Raw genomic sequence first — 21,596 nt, forward strand, 5'->3', positions numbered from 1 at the left:
CTAATTCTTCCAAAAATAAAAAACTCCCACTCAGATGAGAAGGAGTCCTAAAAAAACAAATCAATTTCTATTTTTTTAATTACAATATTTTTTTCTATGCCAATCCGCGGGTCAGCCAGCCTTTTTTATTGGCTGTAACGATAGCATACGGTGTAATCCAAAACAAACTGAATGTATAAAAAACACTGTACGAATAAGCCCAAAGTGAATCGGCAAAATTATATCTTTTGGTGTAAAACAATACCGGAAAACTCGATACGATTAAAATCGCTAAAAGTGTAGAACTTAAAAACAATATCGGATGTACCGCGATGAAAAAGAACATAAAAAACATAAACGGATACGCCATAATCATCTTCATAGATTGACTCACAAATAAAAGACGTGCTCCAAATTTAGATTCACTTCTGAAATCTGTAAAAACATACTTTGCCATAGCGATGTTTTCACGCACATTACTTCTGCTCCATCTGATAAACATCTTATACAATCCGGTATATTCTTCCGGCACGTTGGTCAATACATAAGCATTTCTCTGAAACAACACATGCTGCCCTTGTCTCAAAATCATGTTGGTCATAGCACGATCTTCACCAATGTCCGATGGCTGTCCCATAAAGGTCTGATTGATCCATTCGTCCAAACAAGCAAAAACCGAAGTTTTTCTGTAAGCTGCCGCTGCTCCCGGAGTACAAAGCACAGACCCTAATTGACTTTCGGCAGAACGCATAAACTCAAAACTCATCACAAAACTCACATTCAGCATTTTTGGTAAAATTGCTTTTTTGCTGTTCAGTACATGAACATTTCCGGCTACTGCACCACATTTTTCATCTACGACAAACGGACTCACTAAGTTTCTTAAGGTATCTTTTTTTACGATCGAATCACTGTCTACCGTAACGAATATCTCTCCCGTTCCCAACTCGAATCCACGGTGTAAAGCATGACGTTTTCCTCTATTTTCAGGTTGTTGAAAAATCGTCAAACGATCGCCCAATTTTATTTTTGCTTGTTGCATCCAGTACCAGGTATCGTCTTTACTTCCGTCATCAACCGCTAATATTTGCATCTTTTGCTCCGGAAAATCACTCTCTGCTAAGCTCATTAAAGTATCCCAAACCAGCTTCCCTTCGTTATACGCAGGAACAATCACAGTACAGGTTGGCAACATTTCATCCGAAACAGATTCGATTGGTTTATAAGTAAAATACAAGTATAAATTATACAGAAAAACTCCGGCCTGAAATACAAACAATACCCCTGCCAGTATCAGGAAAGGGAATCCCCAGCTTGAATTTATTCGCTCCAACTGAAACTGATCAAAGTCAGATTGCAGCTGATAAGCAGTATAAGCTCCAATAAACATTAGGATAAATGTACTTACCAGTACAAACAACCCTGTCTTACTTTTGGTACGCTCGCTTACTTTCTTTGAAGTTACATTGGCATTACTAATACGAAAAATGGAACTGTTTAAGGCTTGTTGGTTATTAAGATCTGGATTTGAAGTATAAAACTGTTCTGATGTTAAGGTTTCACTTTTCATATGACATTACTTTTGATTGCTTTCTAATGGCTCTTATTTAATTCTTTCCCTCCGATACTACATTTTGATTAATGGAGAGAATTTTATACTAATGCCATTTTGCAAGCGTTATGCCATAATTATTCTTTTACTGATTTCTAATGAATTAGCGGTTTTGCGTCATTTTTAAGTGTGTAATTATTACACGTTTTCGTATACAGTATACAGTTTTTGTTGGGGTTTTGGGAGGTTTTAAGTTGAGGTTTTGTGGTCTTTGAACATGACGAAGTTTAGAAATAACGTTTTCTTGTGTTTATTATTGTCTCCCAAAACAAAGTCAAAAGATTTTTGGAATTTGGAATTTTAAAATTTTGGAATTTCTTTTTCTGGAGCTATTTCCTGCTATCCGCTTGTATCTTTTCCTTGCTAAAGAAGCAAGAAAAAGGATACCGCTTCTATCAGGGCTAGGGCACTTGTTTTTATAAGAAACTTTCTTTTTCGATAATCAAGCCTTTCAAAGGATTTATTGGGGAGTAAACAGACACGTATAAATTTAATTTTAAAATATAGCCTGCAACATATCCAATTACAAATATTACTTGTAAAAAATCAGTAATTTCAGACCATTAAAAAACTAAACAATTAAAAACAAATAAATTACACTTTTTTCATCAAATACTCCATTTGTATCTCTATTATAAAACTTTATGTTACAAAAAGTAAAAATCACTCCTCATACATCTCCATCCACAATCTTGTCTCCTCCAAATCCAGTTCTTTTTCAATTTTCCTGAAAATCTCTTCGTGAACAGAACCAGTTTTGTGCATCCATTCGAGTTTGTCACGCTCTATGTTTAAAAGATCGATTTGTAGTTTGGTAAAATCATTGAAAATCTCCCCTCCTAAAACCTTTCCTTTTCCGAAGAAATTAGCTGGGAGTTCCGTTTTTTGAAGACGATTGAATTTGACTTCGTATTTGCTTTTAATGTTGTGCAGTAAATCATCATTAAGCAAAGAAAAATTATCTTCGATATGGGTAATGGTTTGCGAAACAATCGTATTTCGGATCTCGTATTCTTCGGCAAGAATTGAATACGGTTCCACTTTTAATTTTTTAATCAGCCACGGCAAAGTAAGTCCCTGAATGACCAAAGTCGAAAGTATCACACAAAAAACCAGGTAGATGATGAGGTTTCGCAAAGGGAATTCGGTTATTTTGTTCATCATTAACGGTAAAGCCAGTGCCGCCGCCATAGATACTACACCTCGCATTCCGGACCAGCCGAAAATAATCATATTGCGATAATCAAATTCTTCTTTCAGACGAATTCTTTTACTAAGCATTCTCGGAAGCAAAGTTGCCGGAACCACCCATAAAAACCGAACCAAAATCACCACTACACTTATAGAAGCACCCCAAACAAACAAGGACCAACCGGAGTAATCTCCAATTCCGGCAATAATTTGTCGCAGTTGAAGTCCAATTAAAATAAAAATCAAACCGTTTAAAATATTGGTCAAAACACTCCAGATCGTTCCGGCCATAATTCGGCTTTCGTGCGTAAAAATTGTTCCGGATCGGGCTGACAAATAAAGTCCGGTAGCGACTACGGCTAAAACTCCCGAACATTCAAAATGTTCTGCGATTAGATAAGAGGCAAAAGGCGTTAGCAAAGTCAAAGTGGCTTCGATCACCTCATCACAGACAAATCTCTTGTGAATATAACACATAATAAACCCCACAGCCAAACCAATTGCGATTCCCGCTACAGACATCACAACAAAGTTTAACCCCGCCTGCCAGAGCACAAAATTACCGGCCGTAATTGCGGTTAATGCATATTTGTAAGCCACCAGACCACTGGCGTCATTCACCAGACTTTCGCCTTCAAGAATGGAGATTAATCTGGGATGCAAACCCAATCCTTTGGTAATCGAAGTTGCAGAAACCGCATCTGGAGGCGAGACTATTGCGCCTAATAGAAAAGCCAAAGGCCAGGAAATATCATCAATAAGCAGGTGCGCTGCAATCGCTACTGCTACTGTGGTAAACAACACTAAACCTACCGCTGCCAAAGTAATAGGCCGGATGGTTTGTTTAAAATCGGACCAGCTTGTGTACCAGGCGGCGTGGTATAAAAGCGGTGGCAAAAAGATAATAAAAACCACCTCAGGACTTAAAGCAATTACCGGAAGTCCGGGAACAATACTAATCACAACACCACAAAGCACTAGTACAATGGGAATTGGAAAATTGTATTTTTTACTAACGAGACTCAAAAAAGCGACTCCAAATAGTAACATGATGATTACAGTAATATTTTCCATTTTCGAATTGTTTTGGTATTTTGGTTATAACATTACGAATATACTATTTTTAGGACTTTAGTTAGAATTATGTTTCTAAGTGTTGCTTTTTTAGCCACAGATTACATGGATTAAAAAGATTTTTTTTATACATGTCCAAAAACTAGGTATCACCAATATTAAAATACTTTTTACACAAAATTTAAAATCCAAATAATCGTTTTAATCTGTGGCAAAAACAATTGCCAGCGGCAGATAAAATCACAAGTGCTAAAGCTCATTTAACCAAATTTTATTGCATCCGACATTATAAATACTTTAAAAAAAATTACATTTGAACCTTAATTCATATCCCAAATTATGATCCTGAAAAGAAATTTTATCGGTGTACTCGCCTTACTGGCTGTCTTATTTCATGCACCGATTGCCTATTCTCAAACGACTTCTCCAAAAACAGAGACTAAATCAAAACTATTTGAAGAAACCACTACGGATAGTGACTATCTGATGGCTATTGAAAAAGCGGGAGAGGTTTTGGAATCTGCGCATAACGATACTGAATTTGATGGAAACAGTCATCGTTTGTTTGGTGAAATCAAAGGAACGCAAAGTAAACTTGATCTTATTCTGGCCAGCCTAAAAGGAGCAAATCCGAATGTGCGCAACCAACAAATGTACCGCATTGTACTGAAAGAAATTGAGCTGGAACTTGATGAACAAAATACAGCAATCAATTCTCGCAACCTGGCACTTGAAAAAATCAAAAACAGAGTAATTGATTTGCGCAAGGATAAAACCCTCATGGGACTTTTGAAAGACACCCTTCGTCGCAAGCAATTCAAACAGGAATTTGCGAATCTGAAAAAAAGATACCTGAGTACCGACAGTCTGATGACCAAGAATCAAAGTATTTTAAACCATAATAAAAGATTAACGGTTGAAAGAAAAATTGCCGTATCAAATGCCCTAATTACTGTAGAAAGCAAACTGGAAAAATCCGGAATCAGTATGCTTAAAAAAGAATATCCAGTTTTATGGAGTACAAACGATTCTGTTGCAAAAAAGATCGTAGGTAAAAACATTAAAGCCAAAATAATTATTGAAGAAAACGTTGCGGAATATTACTTAAGTTATCGAGCCGGTGGTTTAATCACACTGCTTTTATTGATGGGAATATTGGGTTGGTACATTTCCCGCAATTTAAAATACCTCAACAGTAATGCACATGCCGAAAAGCTGTCACAGCTTAACTTCAAATACATCAATAGAGGTGTTGTTATTCCGGTTGCTGTCATTGGTCTTAACATTGCTGTAGTTAGCAATTTATATGCTCCTGCCCTATTTATTGAATCGATTCAGCTGGTTCTTCTCGGACTACTTACAGTACTTTTTAAAAATAAATGGTCGGGCATTGCCATGCGCAACTGGTTACTTCTTTTAGTATTGTTTTTTATGCTGTGTTTCTTAGACTTGTTCATCCCTGTTGGTTTTATGCAGCGTTGTGCCTTTATTGTAATCAACCTCTTCGGAATCCGCTATGGTTTCGTACAGATCAAAACCTTAAAAGATCAGTTGTACATCAAAGGCTTTTTTAAATGGGCCACCATCATTTTTATTGGTCTGAATGCTTTATCCATTTTCGATAATGTTCTAGGAAGAGTTTCACTTGCCAATATGTTAAGTCTTACTGCTTTTATATCGCTAACTCAGATCGTGGCACTGAGTGTACTTTTAAAAATTGTACTCGAAATTATTCTTTTACAAATTTACACGACCCGCATTAAACGTGGTATCGAGAAAATCTTCGATCATGAAAGCTTATCTGATACACTAAAAAGACCATTCATCATCGTCATCAGTTATATGTGGATTGTAGTCATTGCAGCCAATTTAAACATTTGGGAATCACTGCGCACCGGTTTGGGTTCGCTACTAAGTCATCCAAATACCATTGGAAGCATCACTTTTACGCTGGGCAATATCGTCTTATTTTTTATCATCATCTGGGTTGCGCATTTATTACAAAACTATGTGGCTTATTTCTTTGGAGAAATTGACGATGAAAACGAAGAAACCATCAATAAAAGACAGCATTCTAAACTACTCATCACAAGGCTTGTGGTTTTAATAAGTGGTTATCTTTTGGCTGTAGCTGCTTCGGGAATGCCTCTTGATAAACTAAGCATTCTACTGGGAGCCTTGGGTGTTGGTGTGGGTCTTGGACTTCAGAATGTCGTTAATAATTTCGTCTCAGGTATCATCCTGATTTTTGACAAACCCATTCAGGTTGGAGATGTTATCGACATTAGTTCTGAATCTGGCCGGGTAAAATCGATGGGATTGCGTACCACCAAAATCAACTCTTCAAACGGTGCCGAAATCATTATTCCGAATGGTAATTTACTGTCGCAAAACATTACCAACTGGACGTATACTGATAATTTTAAACTAGTAGAAATTACCGCTGAGGTTACTGGTGATGTACTCCCTGAAAAAATCAATTCTATTATTTTGGAAACTCTTGAAGAGATGGCATTGGTCAATACTACCAAAGTTCCGCAAATTTATTACAGCGCCATTTCTGATGGAAAATTCAAACTGCAAATAAAATTCTGGTGCAGCATTTACCGTACTGAAGAAACTATCAGCAATGCAAGACAGGTTCTTTTCAGTAATTTTAAAGAAAAAGGTTTAACGCTGTCTACCTAAACATACTCCTACTTTTCGAATTCAAAGGAATAAAAAACGGAAATGACTTTCTCAAAAGTTATTTCCGTCTTTTTATTTAATCTTCTAACGAACTCATTTACCTCTTTACATATTTATTCAGGATGTAATGTGTCACAGGTCGTAACGGACTATTATTTTCCGGATGTCTGCCATGTGCATCAAAAAATTCAATTCCTTTTGCCGTCTTAGCATACCATATAATCGCTACTCCGTTTTTATCAAAATAAGTTGTCGTATCACAAACCTTAATCTTTTTAAGATTGACAAGCGTTGGGTCTATTATTTCAATATTAGCAGATTTAGCAAAACCTTGTATTTTTAAATCACAATCTACCATTTCATAGTGATCCCCTGACCACTGCATACATTCCTTATCTGGAAAAGCGAAATAAATAATTAAACCTATTAAACACAAAATACCAACAATACCAATAATAGCACGTTGTAATCCTACCCCAGGTTCAGGACTAGGTTCAGGATCATGGATTTCTTCAACATCTACATTTACAAATGAATTGATTTGTGGTTTTTTGACTTCAATACCATTTATTTCCTCTGTCCCGTTTACTTTTTCTCTTTCTTTTCTAACCAAAAAATTGTCTAGAATTACGGAATGCGTATTCTCTTCCTTTTTCGGATTCAATACTTCTATTTTTTCTTCATTTTCAATCAGACCTTCAACTTCAATTTGACCTTCTTCTTCAATTGAACCTTCTTCTTCAGTTAGATCTTCTTCTTTAAATAACTCCTGCATCCTAAATTTAGTAAAAGGTCTTGCCTTGAAATCGACCAGGATTGCGGCCATATTTACTACATCCAGAATTGTTGGATCGGATTCTCCTTTAAAAAAATTATCAATAGGTCTGAATTTATCTATTTGCTTATCAAAGCTATTCTTTTTGTTCACATCAAAAGCCAGTCCTAACAAAGAACTAAAAACGGTTAAATCGTCCTGATTTCTGTTTTGCTGCTGAAATAATTCCCAACATAAATTGCGGAGTTTGGCTCTGGTAGGGTTTTCCAAATAAACAGAATGTCCGCTCTTTTTTTCTATCTCATATTTCTTCTTAACCGCTTTTTTGTAATCTTCAAAAGTATTGTTTGGCATGATATCTTAGGATTTTTAAGGATTTGTCAATTGGATTTTCAAGGACTTTTACGGAATTATAAGGACTTCAAAAAATACATCGGAATTCCCGGAATTCCTTATTAATACAGGCTTACAAGCGTCGTTACTTTGCCTTCAGAATCAGTTAACGTTTTGATCTGCAGGTCAAAAACAAATGTACAAAACTAGTTCAATTAAAAAGTGCGGAAAACCGTAAAACGGAGTTTATCCGGGAAGTATAAATGAAAATTTTACGGCCTACGCACTTCACTTCCCAGCAAAATTGGCATCGCCATAACAAGATTCAGAAAAGTTCTGAACGGGCATGCCGCATATAATTTTTAAATCCAAAAACCATGAAAAATTTATATTTGATGGGAGCAATTGTGCTTCTTAGTGCCTCTTTATATTCTTGCACCGCTGACGAATACGATACTGCAAAAACAAATGACAAACCTGCAATACCTGCATATGCTGACGGTCCTGGAGATCAACCCATAACGGTTCCACCGCCACCGCCACCACCACCAGTAAAATAATGAAGAAGTAAGATATTTCATTAATAATAAATTAGTATTTTCGGGGAAAGTAACTTTTATGGTACGATCCCCGTTTTTTTATTTTTTATTTTTTCTGCTGCTTCTTTCCTGTCAAGAGCAAACCATCCCTACTTCTAATGCTTCATCTATCAGAAAAGATGCTATAGACTATGTTAATAAAGGAAGAATTAGTTTTCAAAACAAAAACTTTAATACGGCATTCTTTCAATTTAACAAATCGAAAATAGCCTCTGAAGCTATAAAAGACAGTGCCAATGTCGTTTACAATCTTATTCAGATGGCTAATATACAGCAGATCAACGGAGATTATTACGGCAGCAAAGAAACCCTAACCGAAGCACTGCCCTATCTCAAAAAGAAAGATGTTTATAGCGCTGCCATCAATAATTTATTTGGTATTGCTGACAAAGAACTCTCTATCTATAATGACGCTATTTTCTTCTATAAAGAAGCTTTAAAAGATTGTACCGATGATTCGTCCAGGCAATCTCCTTTGAATAATATTGCTGTTGTTTACATTCAGCAGAAAAAATATAATGAAGCGATCAATATCTTAAACACGATATTGGATAAAAAACTCTTAGATAAGGAGCCACCAAAAAAAGCAAGGGTTTTAGACAATCTGGGCTATGCCTATTTTAAAATGGGTGAGACAGAAAAGGGATACTCCCTGATGAACGAAGGGCATAAAATGAGAACTCAGAGTGAAGATTTCTATGGAAGTATCGAAAGTAATTTACATTTAGCCGAATTTTATTCCAAATCAAATTCCCAAAAATCAAACCAATATGCTCAGGCAGCCTATCAGCTTGCGACACATTTCAATAGTGTTGATGAACGCTTAAGAGCTTTGTCCTTTTTAATGTCTAATGATTCCGGAACTAAAAACGTACAGTATGCCCAAAAATTCATTTTCCTGAACGACAGTATTATTAAAATCCGAAACAATTTTAAAAATAAATTTGCTAAAATTAAGTACGATTCTAAAAAAGAGAAAGATGAGAATCAGAAACTTCGTTTAGAAAGAGCCGAGAACTTACTTTCAATTCAGGAAGCCAAATACCAAAGGGCGTTTTTTATAATCGGAATAGCTGCTTTGTGTCTTTTACTATTGTATTTGAGAAAATTTTATCAAAACCGAAACCGAATCGAAAAATTAACAGCGGCATATGATACTGAAACCCGGATTGCCAAAGACATTCATGACGAATTGGCAAATGATGTTTTTAATACCATCACCTTTACACAAACACAGTCCCTGGAAAGTCCCAATGTAAAAGAAAATTTAGTTCATAAACTGGATCAGATCTACAATCGGGTTCGTGGAATTTCAAGAGAAAATAATGAAATTGATACGAAAGCCAATTATGCGGTTAACTTAAAAGAAATGCTTTCGACATATAACAGCCCCAGTACCAATGTCATTATTAATAATATTGAAAAAGTAAACTGGGATTTAGTTGACGATATCAAAAAAGTTGCTGTACATAGGGTTCTACAGGAATTAATGGTCAATATGAAAAAGCACAGCGAGGCATTAGTAGTTGTTTTGAAATTTGAAAATACTGCCAACAAAATACTTATTGAATACTCTGACAATGGCAAAGGCTGTGAAAAAGATAAAATAATCAAAAATGGCCTTCAAAATATGGAAAACCGTATTCTGGCCACAAAAGGAACTATTACTTTTGACACTGAACCCCACAAAGGTTTTAAAGTAAAAATAACACTGCCTAAATAAATAACTTATGTTTAAAAAAGTACTAGTTGCCGAAGATCTTGATACTATGAATTTAGGAATTGAACAAGTCCTGAAGGATTTAAATATCAGCCATTTTCAACAATCAAAATATTGTGATGAAGCCTTTCTCAAAATACGGAGAGCAATTCAGGATGATGAGCCTTATGACTTATTAATTAGCGATCTTTCCTTCAAGACTGATCATCGCGAAGTAAAAATTGCTAACGGAGATGAACTGGTTCAAAAAGTACGTGAATTACAGCCCAATATTAAAATCATTGCTTATTCGGTCGAAGATAAAAATTATCGTATCAAATCACTTTTTGAAGACGCAAAAGTGGATGCTTTTGTATTAAAAGGTCTCAATAGCATCCAAGAACTGAAAAAAGCGATTCACCTTATTTTTACTTCAGATCAAAAATTTATTTCGCCTGAGGTTGCTTCTGCACTTCAGGAAAAAAATAATTTTGAAATCGATGATTTAGACATACTCATCCTAAAACATTTATCGCTCGGAACTCTTCAGGATGATATTATAGAAACGTTCAAAGAGATGGGGATAAAACCCAATAGTAAAAGCGCCATCGAGAAAAGAATTTCGAAACTGAAAGATTTTTTCAAAGCCAATAACACCATTCATTTGGTTACCATTACCAAAGACATGGGAATTATCTAGAAGTTCCTTGTATTTCATTATAAATTTTAAAAGCTCCTTCGGGGGCTTTTTTTATGGTCCAATTATAAATTTTCCAGATTATGGATTTCCGTAAAATACTGATTCTTAATGAACCTACATTTGATAAAAATAAAAAAATGATTCGTTCAGATCAGCTATTATTAGAATTACCGAACGCAAATAATAATTTTAAAAAACCAATTATGATAAACGATTTAAAAAAATTCTTAAACGAAGAACAAGACCCAAAAGCCGTTGAAAAACTATTAACCAAGGTCAATGGATTACTCACCTCAGGTGAACAGGTAGAATACATAGCAGTACAAAAAAAACCAGCCTTAAATTTATCACCCGACTGTATTGCCCTAACAAACAAAAGAATAATCTTCTGTAGGCCGAAAAATTTAGGTTTGTCAATGGATTTTCAGGATTATGCCTGGAAAGATATTTTAGATTGTCACATGAAGGAAGGAATTATGGGTGCAACTTTTACGATGAAGACGACCACAGGAAAAATGAACATGCTTGATTATTTGCCTAAGTCACAGGCTAGAAAATTGTATCAATTTGCTCAGGAAAAAGAAGAAGAAATGATTGTTTACAGACGCGAACGCGATCTTGAAAACAAGAGAGCAATTGCCGGAGGAGGAATAACTGTAAATACCGGGACATCAGTTCCTCAAAGTACAGAGCAAAAAGAAGATCCTATTGAAACACTTAACAAACTCAAAAAATTACTGGAAGGCGAAATCATTTCTCAAATAGAATTTGACTCAAAAAAAACAGAAATATTATCTAAAATGTAAATTATGAAAAGTAAACTAACTGCAACAATTTTAACTTTCTTTCTTGGAGGACTTGGAATTCACAAATTCTATTTAGGAAAATCAACACAGGGAATAATGTATATCTTATTTTGCTGGACATTTATCCCCTCTATACTAGCTTTCTTTGAATTTTTCGGATTGTTATTTATGTCGGATCATTCCTTTAATGTGAAGTACAATAATGGATTCTAGCTTTTAAACACATTAAAAAAATATGCTTAATAATTATAGAATCTTCTATAAAATCTCATTTCTACTTCTAACATTAGGAATGTGCTCATGCCATAAAAAATTACCTCCTCAAAAAATAAACACTTTTTATCAGGAGGTAATTACTCCGGCAGATCGCCAGACTATTAATCCCGAAGAAGCCAAAACCTACCACATAGACACTGAATATCAATATAAATACCGTACAGGCACTTCAGGGGATTATGAATACAACTATAACGTAAAAGGGATTGATATCAAGGGAGATTCGGTTTTTGGAAACATCAATGTAAAAGGAAAATATGGCGCAGGAATCTTAACGTTTGATACCATTCCTGATCTCGAAATTAAAACAGAATGGATAGAACATGGAAAACTAAATGCCACAGATTTAAAAGGGAATACTTATCAACTAGTCGTTCAGTAGCCAATTTCCCAAAAACCTATTCTTATGAAATACACTTTACTTTTTATATTTTTAACCTCTTTTCATCCCTTTGAAGCCAAAGTATTTATCTGTGGCCCAACAGGTGCCAAAAAATACCATTACAATGAAAATTGTCGTGGTCTGAGCTCCTGTCGTAGTGAAGTTACGAAAGTCTCCCTCAAGCGTGCACAAGGCCTTGGACTCACCCTTTGCGGTTGGGAAGACTGACCTTTTCAAAGCGACAGAAATTCTTTTAAACATTTGATAATAATCACTTTACATTTAATTCACATTAGTTTTATTAATTTGAATAAAACTAAACGTTATGAAATTCTTTAATCTAAATTTTCTAGTTTCATTCAAAGAATGGCTTTTTTTAAGAGCAATGCAATCTTCTTTCCTTCATTAATAAATTACAATTTTAAAAAGGAAAGTACAATTGAATGAATAAAGTTGAGACCTCATTTTTGCATAAAAACCAATTTGGAGATGATTTCTTGTGGGGTGTTTCAACCGCCGCTTTCCAAATTGAAGGCGCACATGATACCGACGGAAAAGGTCCTTCTATTTGGGATGTTTTTACTTCTCAGAAAGGAAAAATAAAGAACGGACATCATGCTTCAACTGCTTGCGATTTTTATAATTCGTACCAAAACGATATCGATTTAATTCGTGAGCTGAATATTCCGAACTTTCGATTTTCGATCAGCTGGCCCCGAATCATGCCTACCGGGGTTCCTCCAATTAATCAGGCCGGAATAGCCTATTACAACAAAATCATTGACGCTCTGCTCTCGGCCGGAATTGAACCGTGGATTACACTTTACCACTGGGATCTTCCACATGATTTAGAGCTAAAAGGAGGCTGGACCAATCGCGAATCGGTTAACTGGTTTTCGGCCTACGTTGAAATCTGTGTGCAAAATTTTGGTGATCGGGTTAAAAACTGGATGGTAATCAATGAACCCTCCGTTTTTACAGGTGCGGGGTATTTTCTGGGCATTCATGCTCCAGGAAAAAAAGGCATTACCAACTACCTGAAAGCCATGCACCATGTCACTTTAGCTACAGCAGCAGGTGCCAAAATAATACGAAATCGTATACCGGACGCTCATATTGGAACAACTTTCTCCTGTACACATATTGAACCCGCAACTCAGTCTTCTAAAGACATCGAAGCAGCGAAACGGGTAGACACTTTATTAAACAGAACTTTTATCGAACCCATTTTAGGAATGGGTTATCCCCAAGGCGATTTACCGGTATTAAAGAAACTTAATACTTATATTATAGAAGATGATCTCAATAATTTGTCTTTTGACTTTGATTTTATTGGTCTGCAATGTTACACTCGCGAAGTTGTAAAATCATCTTTACTTATTCCGTATATCGGTGCTGAACTAATCAGTGCCGAAAAAAGAAATGTCATTTCAACCGATATGGGATGGGAAGTTTACCCTCCTGCTCTTTATGAGGTACTTAAAAAATTTAATGCCTACAATGGCATCAAAAAGATTATTATTACCGAAAATGGCGCCGCTTTTCCCGATACTCTAAAAAATGGAAAAGTATATGATATTAAGCGTACGCACTACATTCAGGACCATTTGGAGCAAATTCTAAAAGCCAAAAAAGAAGGTCTAAATGTTGACGGTTATTTTGTTTGGACACTTACTGACAATTTTGAATGGGCCGAAGGTTACAACGCCCGTTTTGGATTGATACACGTAGATTTCGACACCCAACAAAGAACCATCAAGCATTCAGGATTGTGGTTCAAAGATTTCTTGTCTTAAGATAAACGCTGAATAAAGTAATTTTTCTCCACTTCCATTGACGAAATCAGAACAAATTTTATTGACTTAAAAAGTAAAAAATACGACACCGAAATCTTATATTTTTTTTGTGTTAAAAAGCAAAAAAAACACCAAAAACCCTTGATTTCATTAGGTTTACTGGTGTTTTTTTCTTATCTTTATAGTATAAATAACAGCCAATATATGCCGAAAAACACACTCTTTACACGCCTGAATTTTGTTTCAAAAAATGATTCATTTTACTTCTTCCTGCATTTTATTTTTCAAAATGCTTCTCTGTTTTATTTCAAAACTATTCCGTTTGGTCTTTTTTACGCACAAAGTATAAACGTGCAGAAGACACAAAAGCGACCGCCCCAACTGTAGCTGTAATTATTTTTCGTGGATAGATTTTCTTAACTATTTTTCTTGAGAGTACGTACTTAAAATTATAGAAACGATTTCCTTTTTCAGAATAACTTTCCACGAGATTGCCTTCTTCGAGGTTGCTTTCTTCGATGATCTCGACCTCAGCAGCTGCATTAATTTCGACAACACTTATCATGTGTTTGACCTCATTAATTCGACACTTTTCATTGTACTTTTTAAAAGGACGTGGTTGAAAGTCTACCATAATTGCTGCCAGATTTATGGCATCAATATTTGATGGATCGGTCTCTCCTTTAAAAAAAGTTTCGATCGGTCTGAACTTATCTTTTTGTTCATTAAACTTATTTTTTCGTGTATGATCAAAATCTAAACACAATAAATTTCTGAAAACATTTAAGTCGTCCTGAGTCGGATTATTTTCAAAAATAATCCAACACAAGTCACGGAGCTTTGCGCGCGAAGGGTTGTACAAATAATCAAAGTATTCACCTTCTTTCTCGATCTCGTATTTGCTCTTAATCGCTTTTTTGTATTCTTCTAATGTCTGGCTATGCATGGTATTTTTTTGGGAATTTTCGGGAATTGTTGGGAATCTCAGGAAAACGAGGGAATTCTGGGAATCCCCTACCATTAAAGGCTTTAAAGTGTCTTTTCTTTGCCATAGAAATTAGTTCAAGTTTTATCTGCAGATTAAAACAAAAATATAAAACTAGTTCAAATTAACAGTGTAAAAAAAACCGTAAGACCGATTTTATTCGGGAAGTATAAATAACGTCTTACTGTTCTACACATTGTACTTCCCAAAAAACCAATATTGGTATTGCCCTAACCAACCTCCGGACTATTTCCGGTCAGCAATACCCATGTCTAATTTCTAAATCTAAATAATATGAAAAAGCTAATAATTTTTATCGCTTTCACGATACTATTCACCATGTTCTCCTGTACACCTGATGAATACGAAACTCCAACCAAACAGGAAACAAAGAAATCTATTGATCCTGCAAAACCAACTTTTGCTGATGGTCCTGGTGATGACAAAAATCAACCACCACCACCACCAGAAATTTAATAAATATATCTTTGTAGTATCTAATTAATTACTATTTTCGGGGAAAGTAAACTTATATGTTACGGTCCCCGTTTTTTTATTTTATTATCTTTTTTTTACTGTTTTCCTGTACAGAAAAAAAAACTATTAATATCAACATAGAATCTAAACGCAAAGAGGCACTTAGCATAAGAAATAAAGCAATTCAAAATTTTAATAACCAAAATTTTAATACTGCTTTTGACCAATTTAACAAATCAAAACTACTTTATGAAAATTTAAAAGACAGTGCCAATATTGGATACATACTTATTCAAATGGCGGCAATTCAGCAAGTAAATGGAGACTACTATGGTAGTAAGGAAACAGTAACCGATGCATTACCATATGTTAAAAAAAAGAGTCTCTACGTCGCTGCCATAAACAATACACTAGGTATTGCAGATAAAGAACTCTCTCTTTATGATGACGCCATTCTTTACTACGAAGAGGCAGCTAAAGACTATAAAGACCCCGTTGAAAAACAAGCTCCTTTAAATAATATTGCATCCATCTATATCCAGCAAAAAAAATACGATAAAGCAATCAATCTTTTAGAATCTTTTTTAAGAAAAAAATTATTAAACGAAAAAGCTCAACCAACGAAGAAGCCCTTAATTTTGGATAACTTAGGTTATGCATATTTCAAAAAAGGAATAAATGAAAAAGGATTTCGTTTAATGAGCGAAGCTCTTCAAATAAGAAATGAAATTAATGATACTTATGGAAGCATCGAAAGTTACCTGCACCTTGCCATTTACTATTCTAAAAAAGACAATCAAAAATCTAATAAAAATGCCCTTGAGGCATATAATATAGCTACAAACCTAAATAGTATTGACGAAAGATTAGAAGCACTTCAAATTTTAATCTCAAATGATCACAGTCCACAAACCAGCAAATATGTGCAAAGATATTTTAAACTAAACGACAGTATCATTAAGGTTCGAAACAACTTTAAAAATAAGTTTGCCAAAATTAAATACGATGCTAAAGTAGAAAAGGATGAAAATGCCAAACTTCGTTTAGAAAAAGCCGAAACTCAATTGTCTCTCCAGAGAGCTAAATATCTCAAAATTGTATCTGCAATTATTTTCTTTTTCTTAATCGTTCTAATTGTAATTGTAGTGCGTTACTATAAAAACAAGAACAAAGCAATCGAATTTAAAACTTCGTATATGACCGAAGCCCGCATCGCGAAAAAAATTCATGATGAATTAGCAAACGATGTTTATAATGTCATTGCTTTTGCAGAGTCACAGCCTTTATCTAAAGAAAACACCCGAGAAAATCTACTCCAGAAACTAGATGATATTTACGGACGTGTAAGAGGAATTTCCAGAGAAAATAACAAGATTGAGACCGGTGCAGATTTCACTTACAGCATTAAAGAAATGCTTTCGACTTACAAAACCAACGAAAGAAACATTATTGTCACCAATTTAGAAAGCATTAACTGGGAAACGATTAACGACACTAAAAAAATTACCATAAGCCGAATTTTACAGGAATTAATGGTGAATATGAGAAAACACAGCAATGCCAGTATTGTTGGGATAAAATTTGAAAATAACGAGAAATCAATCGCAATAAACTATACCGATAACGGGAAAGGTTTTGAAAAGGCCACTATTGCAAAAAATGGTCTGCAAAACATGGAACAACGCATCCAGGCCGTTAAAGGCACGATTTCTTTTGATACAGCACCGGATAAAGGATTTAAAGCAAACCTATCTATACCCAAATAAATTCAACATTATAATTTGACTATCTAATAACCTGCATATACAAAAAAAGCCTTTCAAGATTACTCTCAAAAGGCTCTTTCCCTTCAAAAAACAGGTTAATAAAAAACTAATCCTGTATACTATTTCGTTATTTTAAGGCAAATAAACTTTAGTTTAAATTAGATACAATGTCTTTCTCTAAAATTTCAACGGCTTCTTTCCAGTTGTTTACCCTTAAATGGTGCGTTAGATTAACGTTATGAAATGCGGTAAACATGATTGGTTTTCCCATGCAATGATCTAAATTTTTTCTGTGATCATCAATCATATAATCGGTATTGATAATTCGTTTGCTGCCGCATAAAATGATATTTTCCCATGTGATAAAAGGAAAATGCTCTGCCAGCCAGGCTACTTTCTCAGCCAGTGATACCGGAAATTCTGTTGCAGCAGAAACAATAAATATTTCAAAGTTTTCTTGTAAACGGCGTAAACTTTCTATTGCGTCGGGTATTACCGGTAGATTTCTGAAAAAATTATCTGCATTCAAAACTTTACGCAAAAGTACCCTGTCACTAAAAGCTTCTTCTTCGCTTAATCCCTGAATGCTTTCTTTTGAAAGTGAGGTTCCGCTCTCTTCATTATACTGTTTTATTAATTGTGCTTCAATGTCGGCAAGTACACCGTCCATATCGATGGCAATAGTTTTCTTTTTCATTTCGATTAATTTTGCAACAAATTTACGCAAATATTGCAAATTATTGCAATTTTAACTTATTTTTGCAATATAAATTTGCACGACATGAAAAAAGAGGAACGTCAAAAAGTAATTTTAGAATACCTGTCAAAAGAACATCGACTTACTTTACAAGAACTTAGCGTCTATTTAAATGTTTCTGAAGACACGATAAGACGGGATGTAAAAGAACTTTCAGATCAGGGATTGTTAAAGGCTGTCCGCGGAGGTGCGGTTGCCCCGTCTCCGATTCCGCTTCATTTTAGAAATAGAGAGAAACATGACCTTGAAAACAAAAAAATAATAGCCGAAAAAGCAATCTCTTATCTAAAAGACGGACAGGTAGTTTTTATCGATGGCGGAACCACTTCATTAGCTTTAGTGGCCAGTTTCCCTTATGATTTGAAAATAACGGTCATTACCAACAGTTTTCCTGTAGCGGCCCTAATTGAAGATTTGCCCAATATCGAATTGATTTTTGCCGGAGGAAGAATGTGCAAAACTTCTTTTGCTACCGCCAGTATTGAGACGATTGATTTTTTCAGAAACTTCAGAGCCAACATTTGTATTCTCGGACTTTGCAGCATTCATCACGAACGTGGTGTTACAGGGATTTTACACGATGATTCTCAGATAAAAAGAAACATGATTCAGCACTCCGATTTTGTTATCGCTCTGGGCTCTATCGAAAAAGTAGGCACTGCTGAATCCTATTTTGTTTGTCCGATTAAAGATATTGACGTACTGGTGACCAATATTGATCCGAAGGATGAAACCTTAAAACCTTATCAAAATGCAGGAGTGACTCTTGTTTAATTTTTGTGATGATAAAAAATGCATTTTATCGCATAAATAAACTGATCCAATCTTTTACTATGATATATTTTAACTTAAAGAAGAATAACAAGGAATGTCAAGTACATCTTCACTAGAACGTTCTTTGTTATAGCAAAACATCAAATAACCTAAACAGTCGAAAAAAAAAAGTCTTTAAAATTTAATTTTTTAAAGACTTCTAGTTTTTAATTACTTTTTCTCAAGAACATTTAACCTATAATTTTGTTCTTCTACTATTTTAATTAAATAGTCAACATTTTTTTGCTGCTCAATTGCATGTAAGGTTAATTCTTCTATTTTTTTAAGCAAACTCAAATTCATCTCTGCTAACATTAATCCATTTTTCTCTATTTCCTGAGCTGAAGGTATTTCTGGTAAATGATTATTTAGTTTAATATATTTTTCGACTTCTCGCAATGATTTTAATTTATAATCATTGGCAAAAACATAATCCGGAAACCTTCCTGCGTTAACCGTTACTTTTACTTCCCGAACATGAATATCTCCGGCAACCGTAAGTTTTGAATCTGGATTTTTCGTACCTATACCAACATTTTTACTATAATCAATACGCATCACTTCTGTGGCATCGGCTCCCCCAATCATAAAAATTGTAGAGGCTGCTCCTCCGGTATTCGGTCCTATTTTAATATCTCCACCATTACCCCCCATAATGTCGTTTACATAGAGATTTGATCTCACCATTACTTTACCATTAACATCTAAAAGAGTTAAGCTATTTGGTTGATCTGTTCCAATACCTAATTTACCTAAAACGTAACTTGTCCCACTACCCCCAATTTTTAAATTTCCAGAAGATTCTACATCGCTTTTGGAGTCTAAAAGATAACGCCAGCTTTCCCATGTATTTTGCTGAAAAAATGCACTCCTGTATAATATTCTGCCCCCATTCCAGGTATTGTCAAAATAAAGTTGTGAATCTAAATGACCTCCTCTACCATTTATCTCGAGCAGAGAGCCCCAGCTAGAGGGTGCACCTGCCCCTTCATAATTATCCCAAAGTCTTATAGACATTGGTTCTACACCAGCTCTGGGTGCACTATTAAAATCTTTTTGAGTCTGGCTCCAGTTTAAACTTTTAGTCCCCAAATTACCATCAAAAGTTTGACTGTACGAAAACGAACAAAGTAGTACAATAAATGAACATAGCTTTTTCTTCATGTGTTTTGTTTTGTTTATTCTGACAAATTTAGATAATCTTCAAAAAAGACTCCTAAAATGCTCTTATTTTTTCTAGCACGGTAATATTTTATTTCTATGTCCTACTATAAAATTCTCCTTACTATTTTTCATAACTTTACATCTATCAATAAATTAATCCTAAAAATCCATTTACTATTTGAAAATTAAACATCCGTAAAATGCAATTCCAATATTTTTTGCCATCAGAAATTCTGAAGCCTTATATCAAACATTACTATATTTTTGAATCAGATTCGGATAAGGAGTTTGAAGATACGGTATTTCCCAGTGGCGAAATGGAAATCATTTTCAATCTTGGTAATGGCATTTGGGAATCATTGGTTGACCAGACTTTCTACAAAACTCCAAAAATTGAATTATGGGGACAGATCACTAAACCTCTTGCCATAAAATCAAAAGGCAAACATACAATGTTGGGAATTCGGTTCTATACTCACACGGCAGCTTATTTTTTTAAGGATGAAATCGGAGTATTCAACAATCAGATTTTCGATCTCGAGGATATAATTGGTAATCCAATAAAACATTTGCACGATCAGTTACTAGAAACTTCTGATATTAAAAAAAGGATCGAACTGATCGAAACCTTCCTGATACAAAAAATTATAACAAACGATAAAATATCGGATAAGATCGAAAAAGTAGCTAACATCTTATCCAGTTTACTCAACGACCCGACTGAAAGCAATATCAACAGTATTTCAGTAAAATATGGTATAACGCCCCGTTATCTTCATAAACTAGTCTTTCAGCATACAGGGCTCGCTCCAAAAGCATTCAATAAAATCAAACGTTTCCAACACAGTCTTAAGCTCATTAACACTACCGAATATCCCTTTACTTCTATTGCTTATGATTCTGGCTATTTTGATCAATCCCATTTTATAAGGGATTTTAAATCCTTTACGGGAACTACGCCAACTTCCTATTTAGAGAATCAGTCCCCTATCAATCAATTAATCATCTAAAAAGAATATACTGCATTACAGAATTAATTCTTAGTACCTTAGAAACTAAGCCCCTTAATTTAAAATTCAGTTCCGATTTGTACAATTCAGACGTTTTTACCCTGACTATCTTTGACAAAAATAATAGTCAATCTAAAAACTTTATACTATGAATTCTTTTAATACGACATCAGAATTGAATCCAAAATCAACCTTTTTCTTAGTTGGTTTTTACAACCTATTTTTTAATCGAAATCTCATTTATCTGACATTCAAATTCATTGCAATTGTCCTGTTGCTTTCCGGCTGTAATTCATCTTCAAAAAATGAAACCGCAGATTTAAGCGAAGCAAAAAAAGCAATACAGGAAAGCAATGCTATTTATTTTGATTCTTTTAAAAACAATGATCCATCCCTATTCCTAGACCGATATGCTGAAGATGCTTCTATCTTACTCCCGAACGCACCACAAATTTATGGAAAAGAAGGTGCAGCCAAATTTTTCAGAAAAGCTTATGATGAATATGGCTTAAGAGGCGGAAAGTTTATCACCACGGCAATATACGGTGACGGTATAGAGTATGTTACCGAAGAAGGCTTGTGGCAATCCTTAAACTCCAAAGGTGAATTAATGGATGACGGGAAATTTTTGGTTCTCTGGAAGAAAACTTCAAAAGGCTGGAAAATGTTCAGAGATTCTTTTAGCAGTAATCGAGAAGCTAAATAATTGAAATA

The 21,596-nt window shown here is 34.7% G+C and carries 20 protein-coding genes; 14 read left to right on the forward strand and 6 right to left on the reverse strand.

Going from position 1 to position 21,596, the window contains the following annotated elements:
• Positions 1 to 94: 94 nt before the first annotated feature.
• Both B0A80_RS03205 and B0A80_RS03210 read right to left on the reverse strand, forming a co-directional pair.
• Complete coding sequence (locus B0A80_RS03205) at positions 95 to 1,549, reverse strand: glycosyltransferase (protein ID WP_070907370.1); 1,455 nt, start codon at positions 1,547 to 1,549, stop codon at positions 95 to 97.
• Between the two features lie 705 nt (positions 1,550 to 2,254).
• Positions 2,255 to 3,856, reverse strand: a complete 1,602-nt coding sequence (locus B0A80_RS03210) for a Na+/H+ antiporter (RefSeq protein ID WP_089076399.1) — start codon at positions 3,854 to 3,856, stop codon at positions 2,255 to 2,257.
• Positions 3,857 to 4,195: 339 nt separating this feature from the next.
• On the opposite strand from B0A80_RS03210, the gene B0A80_RS03215 reads away from it, so the two are divergent.
• Positions 4,196 to 6,544 carry a mechanosensitive ion channel family protein gene (locus B0A80_RS03215; protein ID WP_089076400.1) on the forward strand — a complete coding sequence of 783 codons (2,349 nt, stop codon included), beginning with the start codon at positions 4,196 to 4,198 and terminating at the stop codon, positions 6,542 to 6,544.
• A gap of 97 nt (positions 6,545 to 6,641) precedes the next feature.
• On the opposite strand, the gene B0A80_RS03220 is transcribed toward B0A80_RS03215, so the two are convergent.
• Complete coding sequence (locus B0A80_RS03220) at positions 6,642 to 7,673, reverse strand: hypothetical protein (RefSeq protein ID WP_089076401.1); 1,032 nt, start codon at positions 7,671 to 7,673, stop codon at positions 6,642 to 6,644.
• Positions 7,674 to 8,047: 374 nt separating this feature from the next.
• Here B0A80_RS03220 and B0A80_RS03225 point away from each other — a divergent pair, with 374 nt between their 5' ends.
• The 8 genes from B0A80_RS03225 (at position 8,048) to B0A80_RS03260 (ending at position 13,910) form a co-directional block, all read left to right on the forward strand.
• On the forward strand, positions 8,048 to 8,212 hold the full coding sequence (locus B0A80_RS03225; RefSeq protein WP_233430701.1) for a hypothetical protein: 165 nt from the start codon (positions 8,048 to 8,050) through the stop codon (positions 8,210 to 8,212).
• Between the two features lie 58 nt (positions 8,213 to 8,270).
• On the forward strand, positions 8,271 to 9,974 hold the full coding sequence (locus B0A80_RS03230) for a tetratricopeptide repeat-containing sensor histidine kinase (protein ID WP_089076402.1): 1,704 nt from the start codon (positions 8,271 to 8,273) through the stop codon (positions 9,972 to 9,974).
• A gap of 7 nt (positions 9,975 to 9,981) precedes the next feature.
• Positions 9,982 to 10,650, forward strand: a complete 669-nt coding sequence (locus tag B0A80_RS03235; RefSeq protein WP_089076403.1) for a response regulator transcription factor — start codon at positions 9,982 to 9,984, stop codon at positions 10,648 to 10,650.
• Positions 10,651 to 10,730: 80 nt separating this feature from the next.
• Positions 10,731 to 11,456 (forward strand): PH domain-containing protein, encoded by a 726-nt coding sequence (locus B0A80_RS03240; protein ID WP_394364266.1) that lies wholly within the window; start codon positions 10,731 to 10,733, stop codon positions 11,454 to 11,456.
• 3 nt (positions 11,457 to 11,459) lie between these two features.
• Positions 11,460 to 11,669, forward strand: a complete 210-nt coding sequence (locus B0A80_RS03245; RefSeq protein ID WP_083342535.1) for a TM2 domain-containing protein — start codon at positions 11,460 to 11,462, stop codon at positions 11,667 to 11,669.
• A gap of 22 nt (positions 11,670 to 11,691) precedes the next feature.
• Complete coding sequence (locus tag B0A80_RS03250; protein ID WP_233430702.1) at positions 11,692 to 12,114, forward strand: hypothetical protein; 423 nt, start codon at positions 11,692 to 11,694, stop codon at positions 12,112 to 12,114.
• 24 nt (positions 12,115 to 12,138) lie between these two features.
• Entirely contained in the window at positions 12,139 to 12,342 is a 204-nt protein-coding gene (locus B0A80_RS03255; RefSeq protein WP_083342537.1) for a hypothetical protein, read from the forward strand.
• Positions 12,343 to 12,557: 215 nt separating this feature from the next.
• Complete coding sequence (locus B0A80_RS03260) at positions 12,558 to 13,910, forward strand: GH1 family beta-glucosidase (RefSeq protein ID WP_089076404.1); 1,353 nt, start codon at positions 12,558 to 12,560, stop codon at positions 13,908 to 13,910.
• Between the two features lie 313 nt (positions 13,911 to 14,223).
• Here B0A80_RS03260 and B0A80_RS03265 read toward each other — a convergent pair whose 3' ends face one another.
• A complete protein-coding gene (locus B0A80_RS03265) occupies positions 14,224 to 14,856 on the reverse strand; it encodes a hypothetical protein (RefSeq protein WP_089059966.1) in 633 nt (210 codons plus the stop codon).
• A 333-nt stretch (positions 14,857 to 15,189) separates the two neighbouring features.
• Between B0A80_RS03265 and B0A80_RS20680 the strand changes: the two genes are divergently transcribed.
• Together B0A80_RS20680 and B0A80_RS03270 are read left to right on the forward strand one after the other, a co-directional pair.
• Positions 15,190 to 15,372 (forward strand): hypothetical protein, encoded by a 183-nt coding sequence (locus B0A80_RS20680; RefSeq protein ID WP_035746157.1) that lies wholly within the window; start codon positions 15,190 to 15,192, stop codon positions 15,370 to 15,372.
• A 296-nt stretch (positions 15,373 to 15,668) separates the two neighbouring features.
• Positions 15,669 to 17,138 carry a tetratricopeptide repeat-containing sensor histidine kinase gene (locus tag B0A80_RS03270; protein WP_089076455.1) on the forward strand — a complete coding sequence of 490 codons (1,470 nt, stop codon included), beginning with the start codon at positions 15,669 to 15,671 and terminating at the stop codon, positions 17,136 to 17,138.
• Between the two features lie 148 nt (positions 17,139 to 17,286).
• Here B0A80_RS03270 and B0A80_RS03275 read toward each other — a convergent pair whose 3' ends face one another.
• Positions 17,287 to 17,835, reverse strand: coding sequence for a 5' nucleotidase, NT5C type (locus B0A80_RS03275; protein ID WP_070907555.1), 549 nt, complete (start codon positions 17,833 to 17,835; stop codon positions 17,287 to 17,289).
• An 84-nt stretch (positions 17,836 to 17,919) separates the two neighbouring features.
• Between B0A80_RS03275 and B0A80_RS03280 the strand changes: the two genes are divergently transcribed.
• Positions 17,920 to 18,669 (forward strand): DeoR/GlpR family DNA-binding transcription regulator, encoded by a 750-nt coding sequence (locus B0A80_RS03280; protein WP_017495294.1) that lies wholly within the window; start codon positions 17,920 to 17,922, stop codon positions 18,667 to 18,669.
• A gap of 210 nt (positions 18,670 to 18,879) precedes the next feature.
• Here the strand turns inward: B0A80_RS03280 and B0A80_RS03285 are convergent, their stop codons facing one another.
• A complete protein-coding gene (locus B0A80_RS03285; RefSeq protein ID WP_089076405.1) occupies positions 18,880 to 19,872 on the reverse strand; it encodes a tail fiber protein in 993 nt (330 codons plus the stop codon).
• A 200-nt stretch (positions 19,873 to 20,072) separates the two neighbouring features.
• Here B0A80_RS03285 and B0A80_RS03290 point away from each other — a divergent pair, with 200 nt between their 5' ends.
• A complete protein-coding gene (locus tag B0A80_RS03290) occupies positions 20,073 to 20,882 on the forward strand; it encodes a helix-turn-helix domain-containing protein (protein ID WP_089076406.1) in 810 nt (269 codons plus the stop codon).
• Between the two features lie 148 nt (positions 20,883 to 21,030).
• A complete protein-coding gene (locus B0A80_RS03295) occupies positions 21,031 to 21,588 on the forward strand; it encodes a YybH family protein (RefSeq protein ID WP_208861477.1) in 558 nt (185 codons plus the stop codon).
• Positions 21,589 to 21,596 lie beyond the last annotated feature (8 nt).

The organism is Flavobacterium tructae (assembly GCF_002217475.1).
Classification (GTDB): Bacteria; Bacteroidota; Bacteroidia; order Flavobacteriales; family Flavobacteriaceae; genus Flavobacterium; species Flavobacterium tructae.